A 21,095-nucleotide genomic window follows, 5' to 3' on the forward strand; every position below is an offset into this window, starting at 1 on the left:
CATTATGCGCCAGCTTTGTTTCCTGCACAACTATTTGCCCCCGGCTTCATTTCATCGGCCGATTGCGCTAAAATGGCAGTAATCATCCAAAAGGAGTTGGCGGTCATGCGGGTCAAGAAAGTACAGAATGTTTATCAACTTGCTTTTATGCCTACATTGTTTCCAGTGAATTGTTATTTGGTCGAAGAACAGGAAGGCTTGACGCTCGTCGATTGCGCTTTAGGTTTCGCGGCTAGGGACATCGCTTTGGCGGCAAAAACCATCGGCAAACCGATTACAGAAATCGCGCTGACGCATGCACATATCGATCACGTTGGCGCACTTGATGCTTTGAAGAAACAGTTTCCCGCAGCGCAAGTCTCTGTCTCGGAAAGGGAAGCGAAAATCCTTTCGGGGGATAAAAGCACTTCGCCTGAAGATGCGGGCAAGCCTGTTAAAGGCGGAATCCCGAAAAATATCCAGACGACACCCGACCGCCTACTGCAAGAAGGCGACCGGGTCGGCTCACTCGAAGTCGTGCTATCCCCTGGGCATTCCCCGGGATCGATTTCCTTTTTCGATAGACGCTCAGGCGTCCTCATCTCAGGAGATGCCTTCCAGACACGCGGAGGCACAGCGGTTTCCGGAACCTTCAAGCCGCTGTTCCCATTTCCGGCCATGGCGACATGGGACAAGCGTACAGCACTCGACAGCGCCAAGAAATTGACCTTGCTGCAGCCAAGCTTCCTCGCTGTCGGGCACGGTCGCCTGCTTGACCATCCCGTGCGCTTCATGGAACAAGCAATCCGCGATGCCGAGCAAAAATTAAAACCCTAGCCATGAACTGAACCCCAAATGGTAGACACTTTAAAAAGTGCCCCCCATTTGGGGTTTTTTCTGTTTTCAGACCCCGGTATACTGAACATATCTACTGGAACGGGAGAGGTTGTCATGAGTAAAATCATCTTTAACGAACATCAACGACGCACATTGGAAGCGAATCCGAATGTCAAAACGGTCTCGGATCGAACGATTCAATACACACCTGAATTTAAGGTGAAAGCCGTCAATGAAAACTTGCAGGGCAAAGGTCCGGCGCAAATTTTTGCCGAAAATGGATTTGACCTGACGGTAATTGGATCGGACAAACCGAAAGAGACATTAAAACGTTGGCGGAAAACGTTCCGACTTTACGGCGAAGAAGGGTTTTGGGAAGAGCGCCGTGGAAAAGGCAGTACCGGCCGGCCGTCTACCCAAAAGCTCTCTGCCGAGAAAAAGTTGGAAAAGGCGGAAGCGCGCATAAAATACCTGGAAGCCGAAAATGAGTTGCTAAAAAAGCTCGAGGAACTCGAGAGGCAGGCGAAGAAACGCAGCTGACCCCAGCGGAAAAATTCGAAGCGATCAATGTGGTGGTCCGGAAATTCCAACTGAAGAATATGGTGGATGCCCTCTGCCAGACAGCGGAAGTCAGTCGAAGTGGCTACTATGCTTGGCTGAAGAAAGTGGAACAGCACGCCATTCGCGAAGAACAGGACTATGAAGATTACCTGTTGCTGAAAAGCATCTACGATGCGCATCGTGGGAAAGTCGGGTATCGCACCTTTTACATGATCCTTACGGAACTGCTGGAAACCCCGATGAATCACAAGAAGATTCTGCGCCTTATGCGCAAATTCAATCTCTTTGCCAAAATCCGGCGAGCGAATCCTTATAAGCAAATCGCCAAAGCCACACAGGAACACGCCGTCTGTCCAAACCTGTTAGACCGTAAGTTTAAACTAGACGAACCCGGCAAGGTCTTCGTCACGGATATCACGTATCTACCGAACCGGTCGGGACAAATGGCGTATCTGTCCGCTGTAAAAGATATCGCCACCCGCGAAATCGTCGCCTACGAAGTGACGACGACGCTTACGATGGAAATTGTGTACCGCACGTTACAAAAACTGAAGGAAGCATTGGATGACAATGTTCACCCGGAAGCGATGATCCATTCCGATCAAGGCTTCCACTACACCCACCCCGAATACCAACGACGCGTGAAGAAAATGAAATTGACCCAATCGATGTCCCGCAGGGGCAACTGTCTCGACAACGCCCCCATCGAATCGTTTTTTGGTCACTTTAAAGATGAAGTCGAGTTTAAACAAGCGACCAGCCTAGCCGAATTAAAGGGGCTGGTGGATGAATACATGGAGTATTACAACGGAACGCGCAAACAATGGAACCTAAAAAAGATGACTCCGGCACAATACCGAAGTCATCTAATCGCAGCCTAGCTGCCGGGTGCTTTTATTAAATCGTCCACTAAATGGGGCTCAGTTCATCGGCTAGGGTTTCTTTCGTTCCATCTGCTGGCGACCGACCCGCATGAACCACACGGGCCGCGTGATTTCCGAAACTTCCTCCACGCGCCGGACGATTTCAAATCCGACTTTTTCGTAGGCACGGATTGCAGGCTTGTTGCGGATATCAGGATCAGTGACGCAGCAAGTCACTGATCCGTCGCGAAACACCACGTCCTCCAAAAAGCGCCGGATGATCGCTTGGCCGAAGCCTTTGCCGCGGTAAGCGGGCGACCCGATGAGAATATCCAGGCCAGCTGCACGCTGCAATTCCTGAAACTGTTCACTGCCCGGATAATCGCTCCAGCGAAATGTCTGGATATAGCCGATCGGTTCTTCCAGATAATAGATAAGATATGGTTCAGTGGGATCCTTCCCTTTGATGCTGCCGACAAATTCACGCACGAATTCCCCATAAGTACCATTATAGCTGTACCCCCAAAAACGGTTGATCTGCGGTTCTTTCGTGATCCATTCGTAGAGTTGCGGCAAATGTTCCCGCCGCAAACGTTCGAAACTGACATGTTCAACTTGCAAGGCCATGAAGCATCCCTCCCCGTGGTCGCGGCTACTCCCGGTCTTTATCTACCGGCGGCCGCAAATATTCCTCCAAATGCTCATTCGGCAACGAAAACATCGATTCTACAGGCGAATAATTCCCGGCAAGCCGACCGATCGGCGCGAGCTTTTTCGTATCGATCCGTCCCTTGTCATATAATTCATCCTGGATGTGATAGCGCAGCACTTTGCCGATGACGAGATGATCGTCGCCAAGCGGAATGACCTGCACCAGCTCACATTCCATGCCGACGGGCGATTCTTTCACGCGCGGTACTGAAACCACTTCAGATGAGATAGGTGTCAATCCTACATATTCAAATTCATCGACCTCCGGCGCGACATGCTCGCCACTTTTCGCCATTTCATTCGCGAGTGGTGCAGAAACGATGTTGACGACAAACTCGCCCCGCTCCCGGATATTCGTCAGGGTGTCTTTCACTGTGCCCTTCCTTGCTTCGACCCCTTCTCCGATTGAAAAAATCAGCATCGGCGGATTGCGCGAAGCGACTGTAAAAAAACTGAAAGGCGCCAAATTCAGCTCGCCGCCCGATGATACGGATGATACCCAGGCAATCGGCCGCGGCAATACGCTGCCGATCAGCAGTTTATAATTTTCCTTGCTCGTTTGTTGTGTAGGATCGATAATCACGAATGTCCACTCCCTTTTCTATTCCTCCGAACCGTTATGCTTCGCATGATCGATCGACTTCTGAAGCAAATAGCCGAATAGAGAAATTCCCGCCAAATACGGCAGGATCATCATGCCGAAACCGGTCCCGAACTCTTCCATAGTTCCCATAGCCTGAAGATACAGCCCCCATGCTATGTAAAGTACATACCCGACTGCCACGAAACCAAGCCAGATATATCGCTTTAACCACCATGGCAATAATAGCGGCGCCAGCAAAAATACACCCAATTGGATGTGGCCCATCCATTCATATACAAACTCCACCGCTTTCACGCTCCAGCCCTTATGGAATCATCAAGCCCAATCTCCAGTGCCGCCCAACCCAGTTTCTCATTCTTTAAGATAAGTTTAAACTTTCGCCATAAAGCAGCTTTAACCCTTTTTATGTGAGTTTTTTCCTGCAAAAAACACAAATTTTTATGCAAGTATAGTTTACGATGAACCCAATTATTACGCGCTCCGAATCACTAAAATAGGCCAAGAAAATAGGTATGTTTTCTGTCATTTCTGACAATATAGGTTTATAATACAGTTAATAATTAGGGAGGTGTCCTATATGGAATGGGAACGCAAGCTCGCCCAATGGCGTGCGGAAGGGCTCATCGACCAAGAGACGGCCGAACGCATCCAGGCGTTTGAAACCCGTCAGCCGAAAAAACGCAAACTGCCTCTTTTGCTCATCATCGGCTTAATCTTTTTCGCGCTCGCCGTCTTCAGTTTTATCGCCGCTAACTGGCAAGCCATACCGGCTATCGCGAAAGTCGGCATGGTCGTATTGCTCATGTGGATTTTCTATGTGCTCGCCCATTTCGCCGAGAAAAAACATTTTGGCCATCCCGTTATTTTCCGCATACTCGGTTATGTGATGTTCGGGGCAAGTTTAATCGTGACCGGCCAAACTTTCCATCTCGGAACCGGTTCCAGCATCGTGCCTTGGGCGTTGTTCATTGCCGCCATCGCCCATTTCTTCATCTGGCGCCATGCCGCATTCACCGTATTGGCGTTCATTAGCGGAATCACCATCCTGACCTCGGCAGCTCCCGGCATCGGCTTGATCGAATGGCTGCTGTTCATCGCCGTTACGCTCGCTTGGTTCTTCCTGAGCAAAGATGGGCCGACGATGATCTTCAGCTGGCTCTTGCTGTTCGGTTCCGGTTTTCTCGTTTGGAGCATATGGGACATCGACAGCCCGCTCGTGCCGATCTGGACCTTGTTCGCGCTGACCTTGCTCTTGTTGCTGATCCCGCAAGACAAGCAGAAACTATTGAGCCCACTTTATCTGATCGTTGGGGGGATCCAGCTGATCGTCTTCCTGGCGATCCGCGGGGAAAGCGATATGACTTTCGCCGAATTGACCATGCCTGAATCGATCGCTCTTGCAGTAGCGGGGGCTGCAGTGCTCGCACTCGCCTACTTCCGCGAACGCCATTTGATGTGGCTCGGCGTACTCGGGCTTGTCGGTTTCATGCTCTTCGATGAAACGGCCATCGCCTTGGCCATCGTTGCGGAATTGACTGCGCTCGCCTATTTGATCATCGCTCAGCGTCAAGATCAGCCGCTCGCTTTGGGCTTCGTTTATTTCATCGTCGTCCAATTCGTCATCTATGTCATCTATGCGTGGGAACGGCTCGACATGTCGCTGTTCTTCCTGATCGGCGCCATCCTGTTGTTCGTGCTATCAGGCATCGCCTGGTGGCTTAACCGCAAGAAAGAAGGTGCAGTGACATGAAGAAATGGCTAATGCCTGCCTTGCAGACCGCTTTCGTCGCATTGCTCGTCGTCAGCTTCTACGCCACTTCCTGGTTCGGCGATCAATACTTATTGCGTGCCGAACCATTCGACCCGTTCGATCCGTTCTACGGTGAATACGTCATGCTGCAGTATCCGGATCTCGACGCGCCTGCCGGAATTTCCGACGGCGCCGTCTACTTCACCTTGATGGCAGGCGAAGATGGCTACGCCGTCATCGACCGCATCGAGGAGCAGCCGTTCTTCGGCGCCATCAACGGCAGCAAATACGACCGCCGCGTTGTCGCGCCGCAGCTTGAAAACTTTTATGTCGAGCAAGGCCGCGGCCCTGAACTTGAAGAAGCGGTCGATCTCGAAGTCACCATTGACGTTGCACCTTGGGGTTCCATCCGTCCAGTCAGCATTGCTCCAAGAGAAGAATGATGGCATAAACAAAACCCGGCATGCAGCATGCCGGGTTTTTCGTTTGGCTTAAATCCGTTTTGCAATCAGGAAACAGATTATGTGCAGGCACATTTCACTGCGCTTCGCCGAGCACACTCGACCGTTCCAATAGGCAGCTTCGGTAATATTGATCCATCTCTTCCCACAAGGCTTCATTGCTGAAATTCTGGCGCACCCATTGCTGGCCTGCTGCCCCCAAGACTTCGCGCAATTCAGGATCGCTGATCAACTTATCCAGTTTCTCCATAACATCTGCGTGGCTGTCGGGATCGACCAAATAACCGGTCTCGCCGTCCACTAAGGTATCGCGCGCGCCCGTGACGTCCGCTGCAATGACAGGTATTCCCGTCAGTGCCGCTTCCGCCGACACATTGCCGAACCCTTCACGCTTTGTCAGGAATAAAAACAAATCCATCAAATGATAAAACGGCACCGGATCCAATTGGTAATCTTCGTGGACGATGTGCGGATGAGCGGTGATCGTCTTACACGTCCACTCGGACACTGCATCCGCCGATTCGTAATCGCCGACGATCAGCAGCCGCAAATTCGGGTGACGTGCGTGCAGCTCGGTGAATGCACGCACCGTTTCGTCGATGCCCTTGTCTTTTGTGATCCGCCCCATCGATCCGAGCACAAGTTCCTCGCCGGTCCATCCATATGCTTGGCGCTTTTCCACCACACGCCTTTTCATCTCTTCGTCTAGTTCAAAACGATGCAGATCAAAGCCGTTGACGCTGCCGTGCCCGAGAATCTTGATTTTACCTGCTGGGGCGATGCCAAGTTCGACAATCTGGCGCTTCAGGCTCGGCGATACCGCAAGCAGGTGGGTCGACGATGCCGCGGCGATTTTCTCTGCCATCAACAGGATTTGCCGCTTGATGCCCCCGGTCGTCTCGAGGCGTAAACCCAGCACATTGTAGATGCGTACCGGCACCCTGCAGAAATAAGCAGCGAGTGATACAATCAGCCCCGCCTTCGGTGTTCCGGCATTGACGATATCCGGTTTTTCGGAGCGGATGACGCGGATGCAGGCGAACAGCGACTCCAAGTCTTGCTTTAAGGCAATTTCGCGTTCCATATTGACGTGCAGCACCTTCACGCCTTCTTCCTGTTCAAAGATTTCCGCGTAGCTTCCTTCTGAACTCAACGCTTTTACTTCATAGCCGCGCGTTTCCAATGTCTTTAATTGCCCCTTCACCAACTGCAGGCTTTGGGCAATGGTCATGGCGTGCAACACTTTCGCTGACATGATGGACCGCTCCCTTTCAGGCGCCTTGCACTGCTCGGGCAGGTGCAATCGGGCTGCCGATTTGTTCCAATAATTCCGCCGCATAATGAGTAGCGTTATTCTTTTTCACAGTGAATACTTTCTCGCTGCCCCGGATCAATTTCGTCAAGATTTCGCGTTCATTGGCGAGTGCTTGGTCGATTTTCAATTCCGGATTGAAGAATTCATAAGCCGTAAGAAGCGGCGAACGCAAATAGTTGAATTCATAGCGGTTCAAGTTCATCAGCTTCTGGAGCGCAACAGCTTCGGTCTGTTCTGCAACATAATCATCGCCGCGCTCGAGAATGGCGACATGCGTCACTACTTGATGGTCAAGTATTGTCTGTTCTCCGACGTATTCCGTAATCGGGTCCGGCTTTTTGAAGCTGATGTATTCCATGACTGGCAACAATTTATCGACGCGGTTCTTGATTTTGGCGCCCATTCCTTGCTCGACAGTGGAGTAATAGCGGAATGTGCTCGTCCATGGAACGGAATGGATTGTTTTGCCGTCCGTGATGGCCAAATCCTCTGCGATGAATTCGGCGCCGTGCTCCATGCAAGCCGTCATGCTGCTCAATGTCTTGCCTGTATCCGGCGGAGCGAACACCGTCAAGGTCGATTCATCTTTCTTGAATGCGGAACAATGAATCGGCGCATAGCCTTTTTTCAATAACAATAATGTCGCAAGATCGGTCATGATATACCCGATGGAATGAAGGTTCATGATCCGGTGGGTGATGAGTTTATAATAAGCGCGGTTGACGATGATTTTCGGTTCGTCCGTTAAAAACCCTTCCGCACGGATGCGCATGCGTCCTTTGCCGGCATAATTTCGTGTGTAATAGATTTTGTCCGCTCCCGGCGTGCCGCTGAAATAATGGTATTTCCCCATCGCTTCATGTTCGGCGTCATCATTGAATTCCTTCATCTCGACCTGCATGCGCACCACGCAGCGTTCATATTGTTCCATCGTGCCTTCGGGAACGTTGTGGCCGTACGACCAGCCGAAATTTTTGATATTTGTTCTGACTCCCAGTACTCCAGCAGACGCAATATAATAATATGTTTTCAAATGAAACTCCCCTTTTTTTTGATTTTCCCCGCATGACTCGAACCCTTAGTTCAATTCGCCGGCTGGTACCAGCGATTCGCCGAGGCAGTTTTTATAAAAACTGTCCAGCTCTTTCCATAGCACCTCGTTGCTGAAATGAGCGCTTGCCCATTCCCGCCCGGCTTCCCCAAACCGCGCGCGCAAACTGTCGGATGCGATTAACTTATGGATCGTTTCTGTGATTTCCTGGAGGTTTTCAGGATCTACCAGCAAACCGGTCTTTTCGTCGACGATCGTATTGCGCGCTCCCGTGACATCGGATGCAATAACCGGCAACCCGCATAAAGCCGCTTCGATCGACACATTGCCAAAACCCTCACGTTTGGTCAGGAACACGAAAATGTCCATCAAATGGTAATACGCGACCGGATCTGGAAGAAATCCGGTTTTGATAATTTTTGGGTTGTTGTCGATTTCCCATTTCACACTTTCTTCCACTGGGTCGTCGTCCTCGTAATCGCCGACGATGAGCAAGCGCAAACGCTCGTTTTCAAGGCTTAGCAGTTTAAAGGCTGCGACCAGTTCATTGACGCCTTTGTCTCTTGTCAACCTGCCGACAAAACCGAGAATGGTATGTTCTTTGTGGATGTTGTATTGTTCACGAAGTGCCTCCTTGGCTGCCGCAATTTCCGGTGTGGCTTGGAATCTCGCAACATCAAAGCCATCACCGCTGCCTTTTCCAAGCACGCTTATTTTTTCTTCACTGGCGATGCCGAATTCGACTGCCCGCTCCCGTAAACTATCCGATACTGCCAAACAATGCGTCGCAGAAGATGCCGCAATTTTTTCCATAGTCAATAATAAATTACGCTTCCATCCCGCAGTCGTCTCCATCCGCAAGCCACGCATCGTGTAGATTCGCACAGGCACGCCGCATATTCGCGCTGCCACAGTGACCACGAGACCGGCTTTTGGCGTGCTGGCATTGACGACTAACGGGCGTTCTTTACGAAATAACGCAATGCAGCGGGCAAGCGATTGAAGGTCGTGAAGGGGTGAAATCCCCCTGTCCATCGGCAACTCGAGCATTTCGACTTGTTCACTTGATTGAAACTCCTCGAACCCGGGTCCTTTGGAACTCAATGCTTTCGGCTCGAACCCCTTGTCTTTCAAGTAGCGCAATTGGCCATCCATAAAGCTCAAACTTTCCGAAACAGTGACGGCATGTATCAGTTTGGTTGTCATGGCATTATCCTCCGCTCAGCTTTTTTCATAGATTTCTTCTGTCCGGAACACTTTGACTACCGTCTGCACTAAAATATACAAATCCAGGCGCAGGCTTTTGCGGTTGATGTAATCGATATCGATGTCAATTTTTTCATCCCAGCTTAAAGTGTTGCGCCCGCTCACTTGTGCGAGGCCCGTCACACCCGGTTTCACCATCAGCCGCTGCTTCTGGTAATCGTTGTAATTGTCGGTCTGGTCGGTGACTGTGGGGCGCGGCCCGATGAATGACATATCGCCTTTGACGATGTTGATCAGCTGGGGCAATTCATCGATGCTTGTTTTGCGGAGGATGTTGCCGATTTTTGTAATGCTCGGGTCGCCGTCGAATGGATCGATGCGGTTGCGCTTCTTATCCCGCCCGTGCTCCATCGTCCGGAATTTATAGATGGTGAAATGCCGTCCGTAAAGGCCGCCTCGCTGCTGCTTGAACATGGCGGGCCCTTTCGACTCGATGCGAATCAATATGGCGACTGCTAGCAATAATGGCGATAAGACCAATAACATCAAAGCGGCGAGCACGACTTCCAGCACCCTCGCCGCAGCGTTCGAGCGCTTCGGCTGCTTTTTTTCTTCACTGAAATCTCCAACAATCATGGGCTGCCCCCTCCTCACATTCTCCATAAAGTCACCTTCTCCGGTTTCTCACTCCGTTCAAGTATGCTTTTGACATCAAAGACATAACCTTCCTTGCCTTCAAGTAAGCGTTCAAATAACTTCCAGCCTGCTTTTTGGTAAACTTCATGCGGCACCGCGAGTATGACCGAAACCGCTGGAAGTAGTTCCGCCTGCCGCGTCAATAAAACGCCGCCCACACATTCCGACTGCCCTTGCTCGAGCTGTGCGTCCGCCACCTGGACGTCCACGCCGTATTCCTGAAGCTCTGAAACAAGTTCCAGCACCCCGGCTTCCGGCACGCTGCTTGTTCCGTCTTGCTTCGTGATGCCGAGTACCGTGATGCGCGCTTCGTGGATGACGACTTCGTTCTGGATCAACTTCTTGATGATCCGCTGCGCCACTTGCCGCCCCTTCTTCTCCCCTTTGCACCAAAATTGATCCACTCCATGCCATGGCATGGGATGGTCCCCGAGGAGATCCGGTTCGAATTTGATGAAGCCCCGCTTCGTATTGGCGGTTTCCAATACATCATGCGTATCGATTCCCTGCTGGTTCAAGGTCAGCGCCACTTCATTCATCAATGCGATATTCACTTGTTTTTGGGCGATTTCGAGCAATTGGGCAGCTTCAGCGACACGGATCGACTTCGCCTTGTAAATGCCGCCGTCATGGATCGGTGCGAATAAATCAGCAAGGTAATCGGTGACAGGGCCGCTTTGACCGGCGATCACTTTGCGCATTTTCGCCGCCTTGTTTTGCGGGTCGCTGCTATGCCATCTGGATGGTGCAAAGCCGACAAAAAATTCTTTTCCGGCGATAAATCCGGAATGCTGTTCGAGCAAGGGGATGCAAATTTCTTCGGTGGTGCCCGGGTACACCGGGGCTTCAAAAATGAGCACCGACCCCTTTTTCATATGCTTTCCGACGATTCTGCATAACTCTAAAAGCACGTCCAATGTATAGACGGGGCGCTTTGAACCGGTCATCAGGAGGATGCCGGCATCCGCCAGTTCGCTTGCTTGATCGGTAAAAGCAATGCCGCTTTCGTCAAACCTTGTTTGTTTGGAGCGATCCGGATCGAATACGATGACCGGATAAACGGTGCCGAATGTTGTTGCCGCAAGCAAGCTAGTTTCGCCGGCTCCAACTATTGCGATTTTCAAATTCTCCATCATGAGCCCACCTTCTCCCCCTTTTTCCCAGTCCATTTCGTTTTGGTGAATTCCAGCAATTGCTTGCTATTCGCTGCAGCGTAAGACAGCAATAATAGCGGGATGATCTTATTGCGGTGGCGCATCGCCGTTCCGGCACTTTGCGTTCCGTATGAATAGATGAAAACAGTCATTCCGATCACCAGCAGGATGAATATTTTTGTCCTTACTGGCATTTTGCTCCGGAACAGGCCGTAAAGCGTAGCGCCGATCAGGAACAGGTAAACGGTGGAATCAAACAGGAAACTGACGATATCCCCGCCTCCCCGCCAATCGAGCGGAAGCGGTGAAAACAGGAAGTAGAACATTTTAAGCGGTGCGACGAGCAATGCTGCGACACCCGACAAACCGCTGAAGCTTGCCAAGTAGACCGACCCGCCTTCCGCGAAGATCTCGTAGTCGACCGTCCCGCCTTCTTCCGTGACGAATTTACTCAAGAAGACATCGGCGTTCTGGAAGACGAGAAACGAAATGCCTCCGACAAATAGCAAGTAGATAAGAGGGGTTGAGATTTTCCTGCCCATTTTCCCGCGCTCCAGCCAAACGAACGAAGCGATATAAACGAGCAGCAAGCCGATCATGCCGGTATGGAACATCATCGCAAGAATCGACAGCACCACGGCCCAGCCGAACTGGAGAAACGAGCGCTCCCCGATCCAGCGCAGGAAATAATACAGCGATACTGTCGTAAAAAATATGATCAGTGCCTCCCGCAGCAAGATGCTCGACATGAAAATACTGTTCGGCATGAGCGTGAAGATGAGCAAAGCGATAAAGCTCAATTTCTTCTCGATCTGTAAATAGTTCAGTGACTTGAAAAGGAATACGGCCGAGAACACCCAGCAGGCAATATTGAGAAATTGCGAGTAGGCCCGCTGTTCCCCGATCATATAGTAGAGCCCTGACAGAAACGGCACATACACCGTCGAAGTCTGTTCCAGCGGATATTGGCCGTTTGCCACCAACACAGAGACTTCATGGAAATATTCCGTATCCGTACCGCTCGAGAAGATCCCGATCGATGGCACGTACAGATCGATGAACAAAATGACCACTCGCACCGCGAACCCGGCAAAAATGACGAACAGCCATTCATTTTTCAAGGTACGGTATAAATACAATGAAATGGCGACGATTCCGGTAAAGACGAGAAGCATCGCATAGCCATCACCCGGCGGAAGAAAATCTTTGATTAAAAATGTTGCGAGAATCTGTATCACAAAAAAACCAAGTACATAAATCATGAACCCCACCCCCTTCTTTCAACGTCTGGCCAATGCCATCAACCTAGCTTTGTAATAGGCGATATCGCTCAGTTGAAGCATCCACAGCATCGCTGCATACACCATGACTCCTGTTAACACCCCGATGAACAAAGCCGGAATGTCGCCCATCATTAGCAAAGAAACCGTAAATGCCGTTCTTGCCGCGATGCCCATGACGATTGCGGCGAGTATGCCTTTCGCCAAGTCGACCATAAGCCGCCGACTGTCGAGTGATCCGATTTTCCGGACCAGCGATGCATACAACAGAACCGTGCTGACAATCGCCGCGATACTGGTCGCGAGCGCCAAGCCGTTCAGCCCGATGACACGCGATAACACCAAGTTCAACGCGACGTTTAAAAACATGGCACCGAATGCGTTGATCATCGGCGTCCGTGAATCTTCCAAGGAATAAAACACTTTCGACAACACTTCACGCAACCCGAACCCGAGCAGGCCCAGCGCATAGAAGAACAATAAGCCCGTCGTCATTGCAATGGCCCGCTCCTCGAAAGCCCCACGCCCGAACAGCAGCTCCGTAATCTGCCGGGAGAAAATCATCATGCCGACTGCAGCGGGAATGACAATCAACGAAACCGTCGTAATGATTTTGCCGACGACGTCTTTTAATTCTTCCATATTTTTCCTTACAGCCAATTTTGAGATTTTCGGGAACATCACCTTCACGACCGCCAGCACGAAGATCGCCTGGACGAAGAATACGATGCGGTGTGCATAGGTCAATGCAGATATCCCGCCTTCCGCTAGCTGTGAAGCGATCGTCCGGTCGACCAGGATATTGACTTGGTCAGCTGACACCCCGATGATGACGGGAATCGCGAGCATCATCATCTGCTTCAAATCACGGTCTTTCAGGTTCAACACCATCTGATGGCGATAGCCGCTTTTGCGTATAGCCGGCACCATGTACAGAAACTGCACAATGACCGCAATGACTGTTCCGATGGCAAGCATCATGATATCCATTTTTGAACTAATCACAATCGTTGTGATCAGCAGCACATTGAGGGGCAAGCCGCTTAGCACCGTCGGCAGGAAACGGTCTTTCACTTCCAGGTAGCTGGTGAAAATGAAGATCAAGGCGGTGAAGTAAAGCGTCAGCGAAATGATCCGCGTGAACAGCACCGCGATCCGCAGCGTCTCACCTTCGAACCCGTAGGCGAACAATTTGACGATCGGCACGGGGAATACCAGGAGCAGGATGACCAACACCGTCGACAGCAGCATGACCGCATTGGTGACGTTCGCCGTAAAGCGCTCTGCCGCCACATCGCCCCGCTCTTCACGGATTTTCGTGTAGACCGGTATGTAACTCGCGGCAATGCCCATGCCGATAAAGGCAAAGAACACTGTTGGGATATCGGTCGAGATCAAGTAAGCGTCGGTCAATCCATCAGCACCGTAGAAAAACGATAGGAAGATATCCCGCGAAAAGCCGAGAACTTTCGTGATGATGACGACGAACATGATGGCGATGACTGTTTTTTCCATAGTTTCAACCTCTTTTGCGTTCATTCTGGAAGCCAAGATCCGCTCCCGAAGCGGTGATGCAGCTTATCAATTGATCCGACCATCTGTTTGCAGCGGCGATCCTCCTTAGAATTTGGCGCGGACGGAATCCTGTTGTTGTTAATCCTATGGGGCAGAGGTTAAAAGAGGGTTAAACTGTTTAGGTGTTTTTAAAAAGCTTTGGGGAATTCGGAAGATTTTTAATGGAGAAAGAGTGATTGAAATTTTTGTGGTGGAGATTGCGCTTCAAGGGGACGCTTGGGACCCGTCATGTAGGTGATTCGACAGGACTTCGTCATTTTGAATATGAATAATGCAGATAGTGGAAGAGACTTCGCTTCAAGGGGACGCTTTCTGAGGGGGCCGGCTTTAGCCGCTTCCCTCGCTAGCGCTCAGTCCAGGGTCTTCAGCTCGTCCTGATCCCTCCAGAGTCGCCCCTTTCCGCTCCATCTCTAGTTTTAGAGAAGGAATGAAATTCATCACACAAAGAATTAATATGATCAGTTTTGTCCAGACTTATAAAGTCAAATTGAATAGCCACAAGAGTTTCATAACTATCAAGTTTAAATAAGCGTTCCCACAAGTTGATGAAGAAAGCCCACTGTGACACTTTCTCGCATGCAAAATCCAACTAAATCTAAAAGCCGAACCGCGCTCACAGGCGAGCCGGAGTAATGAGACAAATGTTCTTCTTGGCTCATTGCGGGAGGCATGCCCAAAGCGGGAGGCGGCTCGCTTTCGAAGAAATATACAAAGAACATTCCTTCTCGCTAGCAAGTCCAACTAAGCGTCACCACCAGCGGATGAAATTGACGAACAGAGATATTGCATCACATAAAAACTTCAATGAAATCTATTAGCCGAACCGCGCACAAGGGCGAGCCGAAGCAATGAGACAAGCGTTCTTCTTGGCTCATTGCGGGAGGCATGCCCAAAGCGGGAGGCGGCTCGCTTTCGAAGAAATATACAAAGAACATGTCATCTCGCTATCTAGCCCAACTAAACTTCCCGTTACACAAAGATTTTCAACAACAACAAGACAATTAAAAAAACGCCTGCCAAAAACGCGGCGGGCGCTTACTGATTTCATGAAGTTTCATACGCTGCTCAATTGCTTGCTGGCATTCGCCCGGTACGCTGGGAAGAAGGGTTCGTCCGGGTTGGCTCTGGACTTTTTACACAGCTCTTCGTAAATCTCGGCGTTCCAGATTTTCCGGCCGGTGTAGAAGCGATAGCCGGTGTGCTGGCCGAACTTTTTCTTGAACTTGTACAAGGGATCTTCCTCGTCGTTCGTCCGGCCGCCGCCTGCATGAATCAGCTTGACGCCATTTTCTTTTCCCCAACGCACCGCGCCATATTGCAAAACATAGATCGGCGACAGCTGATGGAAATCGTGGACGGTGCCCGATAGATGCGTGTGCATGATGCCGTCATACAGAAAGTGCAGCTCTGCTGCGATCACTTGGCCTTCATAAATCGCTTCAGCCAAAATGATTTTATCGGCGAACTTCAGCAAACAGCTATCGAAATAAGCATCATCAAAGAAATAATAGGAGTCGGCATGGACGCGGTTCATCGTTTCGTAATAGATTTCCTTAAAACGCCCCAGGTCGCTTGGGGCCACAGTGATGCGGCACGTGACGCCCGCATTCAGCGAACGGCGCAGAGTTTTTCTGGCAGATTTCGAAAACTCGGAAACAACCGGATCGTCAAAGCCATCGAGTGTCGTTCCGACTGTTTCTCTTTGGAACGTGACATCGTAGCAATTGGAAAAGTCGCGAGCGTTGTCGAAGATTGGATGAAAGCGGACGAATTCGCTGACGATGCGCTGGTCCTTGCAGTATTCGCGGAAAGAATCCTCAAAAGCAGTGACCAAATCGGAATGGCAGCCTGTCGCACAGCGTGTGATTCGCGGGCCCCCATAACCATAAGGGGTAATGGCGTCATACCACCTCTCCCCGTGAATCAGCATCGGAATTTCACGTTTGATAAACAGATGCCGAATTTCGCCGTATGCGCTTTGGAATACGTACTCCTTGCATACACCGTGCTCCATCCTTTCGTAGAGCTTGCCGTACGCTTCTTCAAAAAACAGGTCCTTCACTGGGTCCACTTCCTTTCATCATGCGCCGCCTAGACGCGGCTCGCTTCCAAATGCTTTTTGCAGCGGTAGGCCGGAAAATAATCGGTTGCTGCATCTGCCGCGTTGATTTCGCATAATTTCTGATAAACCGGCTTGTTCCATATCTTCTTTCCGATGTAAAAATCGAATCGGGTGTTTTTCCCGAATTGCCTCTTGAACATCAGCAAATTATCGTTCGGGTCGTTGGTCCTCCCGCCCCCATCGTGAATCAGCCGATAACCATTCGCTTTCCCCCAGACCGTCAAAGCGTATTGCAGCACGTAGGCCGGATACGCATGGCTGTAATCGCTCAAAGTTCCGGATAGATGTGTATGGATGCGATCATCATATGTGAAGTTCAATCCCATTCCGATGACTTGCCCATCGAAGATCGCTTTCGTCAACACGATGCGGTCTGCGAAATATTTGAGGCATTCGGTGAAATACTCTTCTTCAAAATAATAATAAGCATCTGCATTATTCCGGCTCATCGTCTCGTGATAGATTTCTTTAAATTCGCCCAGGCTTTTGGGGCTTTCGATGATTTCGTAAACCACGCCCGCTTCAAGCGCTTTGCGGATATTTTTACGGGTTGATTTAGAGAACTCACTTTGGACCGGGTCCTCATATGCTGCCAGGCTGGTGCCTACCGTTTCGCGCAAATACCTCACCTCGTAGCAATCCTCAAAATCCAAAGCATTTCCTAAGACCGGATGGAACCTGACAAATTCACTAACGATGCCATGTTCCGCACAATATTCTCCGAAAGCTTGCTCAAACATCTCCACCAATTCGGCTTTTCTGCCTTCTGCACATTTTTTGATGACCGGCCCTCCATAGCCATAAGGAGTGACAATGTCGAAATATGGGCCACCTGTTGCGGGAATCGGAATCTCACGGCGGATAAACTGATGACGCACATGGCCAAGTGGATGGTCAAACTCAAACACTTTGCACTGTCCATTTTCGATCACTTCGTACAATCGACCGTAATTTTTTTCGAAATACAAATCCTTCACACGCTAAACCCCATTTCTTCTTTTGTTGTTTGTGCTTGCTCCCCCTTCGATTTCTCTACTAAACTTCACTCTTCTCTTTGGCCGGCCGCTTCCGGTAAGCTGGGAAAAACTCATCCGTAACAGCAGTATTTGCCTCTTTGCAAAGCTTGCTATAAACTTCCTCGTTCCATACTTTTTGGCCGCTGTAAAATGAAAAGCTCGTATGGCGCGCAAATTGCTGTTTGAACCGAAGCAAGTTATCGTCCGGGCTATTAGTCCGCCCGCCGCCTCCATGAATGAGGCTGATGCCATTTTCTTTAGCCCATAACACTGTAGCGTATTGCATGATATACACCGGCGATAGATGATGAAATGCTTCGTACGTACCCGACAAATGCGTATGGATCAAACCGTTGTAGACAAATTGCAGCTCCATGCCGATGACTTCGCCCTCATAAAGCGCTTCAACCAGCAATAGCCGATCCCCGAACGACTCGAGCAATTGTGCAAAATACTGTTCATTAAAGTAATAGAATGAATCGGCATGGTTGCGGTCCATCGTCGCAAAATAAATCCGCTGAAAAGCCTTTAGGTCTCGCGGCCCGAGCGTCACCCGAAATTCTGCGCCATCTCGCAACGCTTTGCGAATGTTCTTGCGCGCCGAGGCACTGAACTCCGCCTCTACCGGATCATCGTAAGCCCCTATCGATGTCCCGACCGTATCGCGCAAGTAGCGAACTTCGTAGCTGTTTTCAAAATCCCGAGCATTGCCAAGTACCGGATGAAACCGGATAAATTCACTGACCACCCCTTCTGCTTCGCAGTAGGCAGCAAATGATTCCGCAAAAGCCGATGCCAGCTCTTCCCGATGTTCCGGCGCACAGCCTGTCATCAATGGGCCGCCGTATCCATATGGTGTGACTATATCGAAGTAGCGTTCAGACCCGAGCAAAATCGGAATCTCACGCTTGATGAACAAATGCCGTACGCGCCCGAGCGGATGATCAAACTCAAAAACTTGGCACACGCCTTTCTCAATTTCTTCATATAGTTTTCCATAGCGCTCATCGAAATAAAGATCCCCCATCATCTTTTCCTTCTTTCTCGTTGTAAGTTGCGAATACTTCCCCCCCATTGCCTGGTGGAGCTCCTGCTATCGCATGCACTCCTTTCCAAATGAAACCCTTTATTAGCACCTATCCTAAAAGTCCCAGGTTAAAGACAGGTTAAACAAGTCTGAAAATTTTAACGACTTATATAGACAAAACTGCCCGAAAAGGAGACAACATTCTTTGCGAAAATGAAATAATTTACTTAATATAAGAAATATAGAACTTTCAAAGAAAAGGGGCATACCGATGAAGCTTTATAAATGGCTCGGCAATGAACAAGAAACCGATACGCTAAAAGACAAAAGCTGGTTTGTTTTATCAAGCGGCAGCGACGTGGCAGCCATTTCTGAACAAGAAGTTCCGGCTGGTGACAACATCGAAGCATACGAAGTACTTGACCAAAAAGGGCAGCTTGAAGACGGATCGTATGCCGTTTTCAATAATATCCCGGTCACTGAAGAAGGGCGTGAACTGTTCGAGTCGCGCTTCCAGAACCGCGCCGGGCTTGTCGAGAAAGAACCAGGTTTTGCAGCGATCCGCATTTTGCGGCCGCTCGATTCCGACACCTATGTCATTCTCACGATGTGGGAAGACGAATCCGCCTTTACCACTTGGCAGTCGTCCCAAGCTTACTCGCACGCACATAAAAAACGCGGCACATCGGAAGGCATCGACAAACGGCCGAACATCTTCCCACGCCCATCATTCGTCACCACTTATTCCAAATAACAAAGAGGCTTCCAAGTGGAAGCCTCTTTTTCTGTGGAAAAGTGTGTGTGCATCGATGTGTTTGAATAAATTGGACAGTTGAGCGAAGTGGAATGGTTTATTGATCTTGAGCATCATCAAGCAGTCGCCTCCCGCTTGGGGCTGGCCTCCCGCAATGAGCTAAGAAGACCATTTGTCTCATTGCTTCGGCTTGCCCTTATGCGCGGTTCGTCTTTTAGATTTCATTGATGTGTCTGAAAGACGAAGTGTCGCTGTTTGTGATATTCATCCACTATTTAGCGATGCTTAGTTGAACTGGCGAGCGATAAGAGTAGTTCACTGATCTTAAGCATCATCAAGCAGTCGCCTCCCGCTTAGGGCTGGCCTCTCGCAATAAGCCAAGAAGACCATTTGTCTTATTACTTCGGCTCGCCCATATGCGCGGTTCGGCTTTTAGATTTCGTCGAAGTTTTTATGTGAGGGAGTATATCTGTTCGTCTATTTCATCCGCTAGTGGTGACGCTTAGTTGGACATGATAATTGCAGAATACTTCGCGACTATTCAATTTAAATTTACAAGACTGTGCAAAACTGTTCATGCTAATTTCAGTGACAGATGAATCTCATTTCTACACTAAAGCTAGAGATGGAGCAGAAAAGAAAAAACCGCAGCAGCTGCTGCGGTTTAGCTTACTTTTTCTCCTGCGAGATAGCGGGCGAGTACCATGTCTTCCCCGTTTTCTGAGACGACTTCCAGTGTCCGGTTGATCTCACGGATGGTCCCGTTCAGCTCTTCGGTCGTCTGGCACACGATATTGAAACGGCCCAGCATCTGCGAATAGGAGCCAGTCACCGTAATCTCATCGCCGATTTCGCGTGTCGGCACCCAGGAAATGACCGATGGAAATTCCAGAATTTCTTCCAAGCCTTTGATTTCACGGATAGTTCCCGGCCCCAAAAGCACCGATAGATTGCAGGACGGATAGCGCATGAAACCATCATCGAAATTGCTTATATCATATCTTGAGATGTCTTCCCCAACGGCAAAGTCAATCATCATCTCCAGCAAATTGACGTCAGTCTGGCGTTTGACAATCTGGTAATGCTGTTCCCCACTCAATCTGTAGCCCATCTCGTAAACAAAGAACTCCCCATTGTCATAAAGCGATTGAATCAACACAAGTCCATTCTTGAGACCCATTCCTCTCAGCATTTCCCGGATATTGGCGTCATGGAGCGCAATGAATTCAGCGAGATGGCTTGATGGGTAAATCGTTGCGACCGGTAGTGGCGGGCTTTGGCGGCCTTGGTTATGGACGAAGCGGTCTGTGACAGCGGATAAGACCACTTCCCCATTTTGCAAAGTGTAGTACATTTCAACACCGTGATTCGTATCGATAAATCGTTCGACAAGCACGCGGCCATGACGCGAAAAACGTCTGGCTTTTTCGACCGCATCGTATAATTCTGCTTCGTTTTGGCAGACAGTGATGCCTTTGCTGGCGTAGCTGTCGACGGGTTTGACGATGACTGGATAGCGAACCGGTACTCCATCGTCTTTTTCGTATTGCTCGATGACCGGCACATCGAAGCGCCGGCAAAATTCCTTAAACTGATCCTTGTTGGAACTTATCTCCAAATGTTCTTTCGTTGCGTAAAATGGCAATTCAAGCCGATCGGTCAGCAATTGGGCGTTCCACGTATTGATGTCATCAAAAGCCGTCAGTACGCCATCAATTTGCTCTTGACGCGCCATGTCTTCCAAGGCGTCAATATCTGCGGTGCTGATATGGTAAGCTTTGTCGGCGTTTTTCTTTGCAGGTGACTCTTCGTTATTATCGGTGACAATTGTATAAAGTCCCATGTTTTTAGCAGTTTCAACAACATCAATCATATGCGTAATGCCGCCAAGGATAAGCAGCTTTTTGTTTTCCACGGAAACACCCCCTTTGTCTGTTTGGGTACTATTGACTAGACATAACATAGATTCACTAAAACAACTGGATATCCTGTTTGTTTGTAGAACAAATTTACCAACCGGGGTATTGATTTGTCAATCTAATAATCAGAAAAATAATTTTCTTCCTATTTAATATGCTTTACCTCTTTTAACCCGAAGAGCATAGTGTGAAAACAGAAATAACCCCATATATT

General features: G+C 49.7%; 19 protein-coding genes. 5 read left to right on the forward strand and 14 right to left on the reverse strand.

Going from position 1 to position 21,095, the window contains the following annotated elements; genetic code table 11:
- Positions 1-105 precede the first annotated feature (105 nt).
- Together CW734_RS13070 and CW734_RS13075 are read left to right on the forward strand one after the other, a co-directional pair.
- Positions 106-816 (forward strand): MBL fold metallo-hydrolase, encoded by a 711-nt coding sequence (locus tag CW734_RS13070; RefSeq protein ID WP_101190879.1) that lies wholly within the window; start codon positions 106-108, stop codon positions 814-816.
- Positions 817-930: 114 nt separating this feature from the next.
- Positions 931-2,258 (forward strand): IS3 family transposase gene (locus CW734_RS13075; protein WP_101189918.1). Its coding sequence is split into 2 segments (ribosomal slippage): positions 931-1,309 and positions 1,309-2,258, totalling 1,329 coding nucleotides; the frame shifts between segments, so codons are not numbered across the junction.
- 51 nt (positions 2,259-2,309) lie between these two features.
- Here CW734_RS13075 and CW734_RS13080 read toward each other — a convergent pair.
- The 3 genes from CW734_RS13080 to CW734_RS13090 are packed head-to-tail and all read right to left on the reverse strand — an operon-like array spanning position 2,310 to position 3,840.
- On the reverse strand, positions 2,310-2,867 hold the full coding sequence (locus CW734_RS13080) for a GNAT family N-acetyltransferase (RefSeq protein ID WP_101190881.1): 558 nt from the start codon (positions 2,865-2,867) through the stop codon (positions 2,310-2,312).
- Positions 2,868-2,892: 25 nt separating this feature from the next.
- Positions 2,893-3,534: a flavin reductase family protein gene (locus tag CW734_RS13085; protein ID WP_101190883.1), complete on the reverse strand. Its 642-nt coding sequence runs from the start codon at positions 3,532-3,534 to the stop codon at positions 2,893-2,895.
- An 18-nt stretch (positions 3,535-3,552) separates the two neighbouring features.
- Positions 3,553-3,840, reverse strand: coding sequence for a hypothetical protein (locus CW734_RS13090; RefSeq protein WP_145990605.1), 288 nt, complete (start codon positions 3,838-3,840; stop codon positions 3,553-3,555).
- A gap of 292 nt (positions 3,841-4,132) precedes the next feature.
- Here CW734_RS13090 and CW734_RS13095 point away from each other — a divergent pair, with 292 nt between their 5' ends.
- Positions 4,133-5,305 (forward strand): DUF2157 domain-containing protein, encoded by a 1,173-nt coding sequence (locus tag CW734_RS13095; RefSeq protein WP_101190887.1) that lies wholly within the window; start codon positions 4,133-4,135, stop codon positions 5,303-5,305.
- The gene (locus CW734_RS13100; protein WP_101190889.1) at positions 5,302-5,748 is read left to right on the forward strand and encodes a GDYXXLXY domain-containing protein; all 447 of its coding nucleotides are present in this window, start codon (positions 5,302-5,304) and stop codon (positions 5,746-5,748) included. Before CW734_RS13095 ends, CW734_RS13100 begins: the two co-directional genes overlap by 4 nt.
- Positions 5,749-5,842: 94 nt before the next feature.
- On the opposite strand, the gene CW734_RS13105 is transcribed toward CW734_RS13100, so the two are convergent.
- From CW734_RS13105 to CW734_RS13150, 10 genes are all read right to left on the reverse strand, one after another.
- On the reverse strand, positions 5,843-7,021 hold the full coding sequence (locus CW734_RS13105) for a glycosyltransferase family 4 protein (RefSeq protein WP_180956297.1): 1,179 nt from the start codon (positions 7,019-7,021) through the stop codon (positions 5,843-5,845).
- Between the two features lie 16 nt (positions 7,022-7,037).
- Positions 7,038-8,114, reverse strand: a complete 1,077-nt coding sequence (locus CW734_RS13110; protein ID WP_101190893.1) for a hypothetical protein — start codon at positions 8,112-8,114, stop codon at positions 7,038-7,040.
- Positions 8,115-8,159: 45 nt separating this feature from the next.
- A complete protein-coding gene (locus CW734_RS13115; protein WP_101190895.1) occupies positions 8,160-9,338 on the reverse strand; it encodes a glycosyltransferase family 4 protein in 1,179 nt (392 codons plus the stop codon).
- Between the two features lie 15 nt (positions 9,339-9,353).
- On the reverse strand, positions 9,354-9,974 hold the full coding sequence (locus tag CW734_RS13120) for a sugar transferase (RefSeq protein ID WP_101190897.1): 621 nt from the start codon (positions 9,972-9,974) through the stop codon (positions 9,354-9,356).
- A 14-nt stretch (positions 9,975-9,988) separates the two neighbouring features.
- Positions 9,989-11,170 (reverse strand): UDP binding domain-containing protein, encoded by a 1,182-nt coding sequence (locus CW734_RS13125; RefSeq protein ID WP_180956298.1) that lies wholly within the window; start codon positions 11,168-11,170, stop codon positions 9,989-9,991.
- On the reverse strand, positions 11,167-12,450 hold the full coding sequence (locus CW734_RS13130; RefSeq protein ID WP_101190901.1) for a phospholipid carrier-dependent glycosyltransferase: 1,284 nt from the start codon (positions 12,448-12,450) through the stop codon (positions 11,167-11,169). Before CW734_RS13130 ends, CW734_RS13125 begins: the two co-directional genes overlap by 4 nt.
- Positions 12,451-12,468: 18 nt before the next feature.
- The gene (murJ, locus tag CW734_RS13135; protein WP_157824158.1) at positions 12,469-13,983 is read right to left on the reverse strand and encodes a murein biosynthesis integral membrane protein MurJ; all 1,515 of its coding nucleotides are present in this window, start codon (positions 13,981-13,983) and stop codon (positions 12,469-12,471) included.
- A gap of 1,114 nt (positions 13,984-15,097) precedes the next feature.
- Entirely contained in the window at positions 15,098-16,105 is a 1,008-nt protein-coding gene (locus CW734_RS13140; RefSeq protein ID WP_101190905.1) for a GNAT family N-acetyltransferase, read from the reverse strand.
- 29 nt (positions 16,106-16,134) lie between these two features.
- The gene (locus CW734_RS13145) at positions 16,135-17,142 is read right to left on the reverse strand and encodes a GNAT family N-acetyltransferase (RefSeq protein ID WP_101190907.1); all 1,008 of its coding nucleotides are present in this window, start codon (positions 17,140-17,142) and stop codon (positions 16,135-16,137) included.
- Positions 17,143-17,200: 58 nt separating this feature from the next.
- Positions 17,201-18,211, reverse strand: coding sequence for a GNAT family N-acetyltransferase (locus tag CW734_RS13150; protein ID WP_232787063.1), 1,011 nt, complete (start codon positions 18,209-18,211; stop codon positions 17,201-17,203).
- A gap of 268 nt (positions 18,212-18,479) precedes the next feature.
- Here CW734_RS13150 and CW734_RS13155 point away from each other — a divergent pair, with 268 nt between their 5' ends.
- Complete coding sequence (locus tag CW734_RS13155; RefSeq protein WP_101190910.1) at positions 18,480-18,962, forward strand: antibiotic biosynthesis monooxygenase family protein; 483 nt, start codon at positions 18,480-18,482, stop codon at positions 18,960-18,962.
- A gap of 664 nt (positions 18,963-19,626) precedes the next feature.
- Here the strand turns inward: CW734_RS13155 and CW734_RS13160 are convergent.
- Entirely contained in the window at positions 19,627-20,877 is a 1,251-nt protein-coding gene (locus CW734_RS13160) for an ATP-binding protein (RefSeq protein ID WP_198551090.1), read from the reverse strand.
- Positions 20,878-21,095: the final 218 nt, after the last annotated feature.

It is taken from the genome of Planococcus sp. MB-3u-03, assembly GCF_002833405.1.
Taxonomy (GTDB): domain Bacteria; phylum Bacillota; class Bacilli; order Bacillales_A; family Planococcaceae; genus Planococcus.

Excerpts from the sequence above, each read along its gene's own strand:
- CW734_RS13125 (WP_180956298.1), bottom strand. The coding sequence starts at position 11,170 with ATGATGGAGAATTTGAAAATCGCAATAGTTGGAGCCGGCGAAACTAGC.
- CW734_RS13120 (WP_101190897.1), bottom strand. The coding sequence starts at position 9,974 with ATGATTGTTGGAGATTTCAGTGAAGAAAAAAAGCAGCCGAAGCGCTCG.
- CW734_RS13095 (WP_101190887.1), top strand. The coding sequence starts at position 4,133 with ATGGAATGGGAACGCAAGCTCGCCCAATGGCGTGCGGAAGGGCTCATC.
- CW734_RS13155 (WP_101190910.1), top strand. The coding sequence starts at position 18,480 with ATGAAGCTTTATAAATGGCTCGGCAATGAACAAGAAACCGATACGCTA.
- CW734_RS13130 (WP_101190901.1), bottom strand. The coding sequence starts at position 12,450 with ATGATTTATGTACTTGGTTTTTTTGTGATACAGATTCTCGCAACATTT.
- CW734_RS13150 (WP_232787063.1), bottom strand. The coding sequence starts at position 18,211 with ATGATGGGGGATCTTTATTTCGATGAGCGCTATGGAAAACTATATGAA.
- CW734_RS13105 (WP_180956297.1), bottom strand. The coding sequence starts at position 7,021 with ATGTCAGCGAAAGTGTTGCACGCCATGACCATTGCCCAAAGCCTGCAG.
- CW734_RS13080 (WP_101190881.1), bottom strand. The coding sequence starts at position 2,867 with ATGGCCTTGCAAGTTGAACATGTCAGTTTCGAACGTTTGCGGCGGGAA.
- murJ (WP_157824158.1), bottom strand. The coding sequence starts at position 13,983 with ATGGAAAAAACAGTCATCGCCATCATGTTCGTCGTCATCATCACGAAA.
- CW734_RS13115 (WP_101190895.1), bottom strand. The coding sequence starts at position 9,338 with ATGACAACCAAACTGATACATGCCGTCACTGTTTCGGAAAGTTTGAGC.
- CW734_RS13070 (WP_101190879.1), top strand. The coding sequence starts at position 106 with ATGCGGGTCAAGAAAGTACAGAATGTTTATCAACTTGCTTTTATGCCT.
- CW734_RS13100 (WP_101190889.1), top strand. The coding sequence starts at position 5,302 with ATGAAGAAATGGCTAATGCCTGCCTTGCAGACCGCTTTCGTCGCATTG.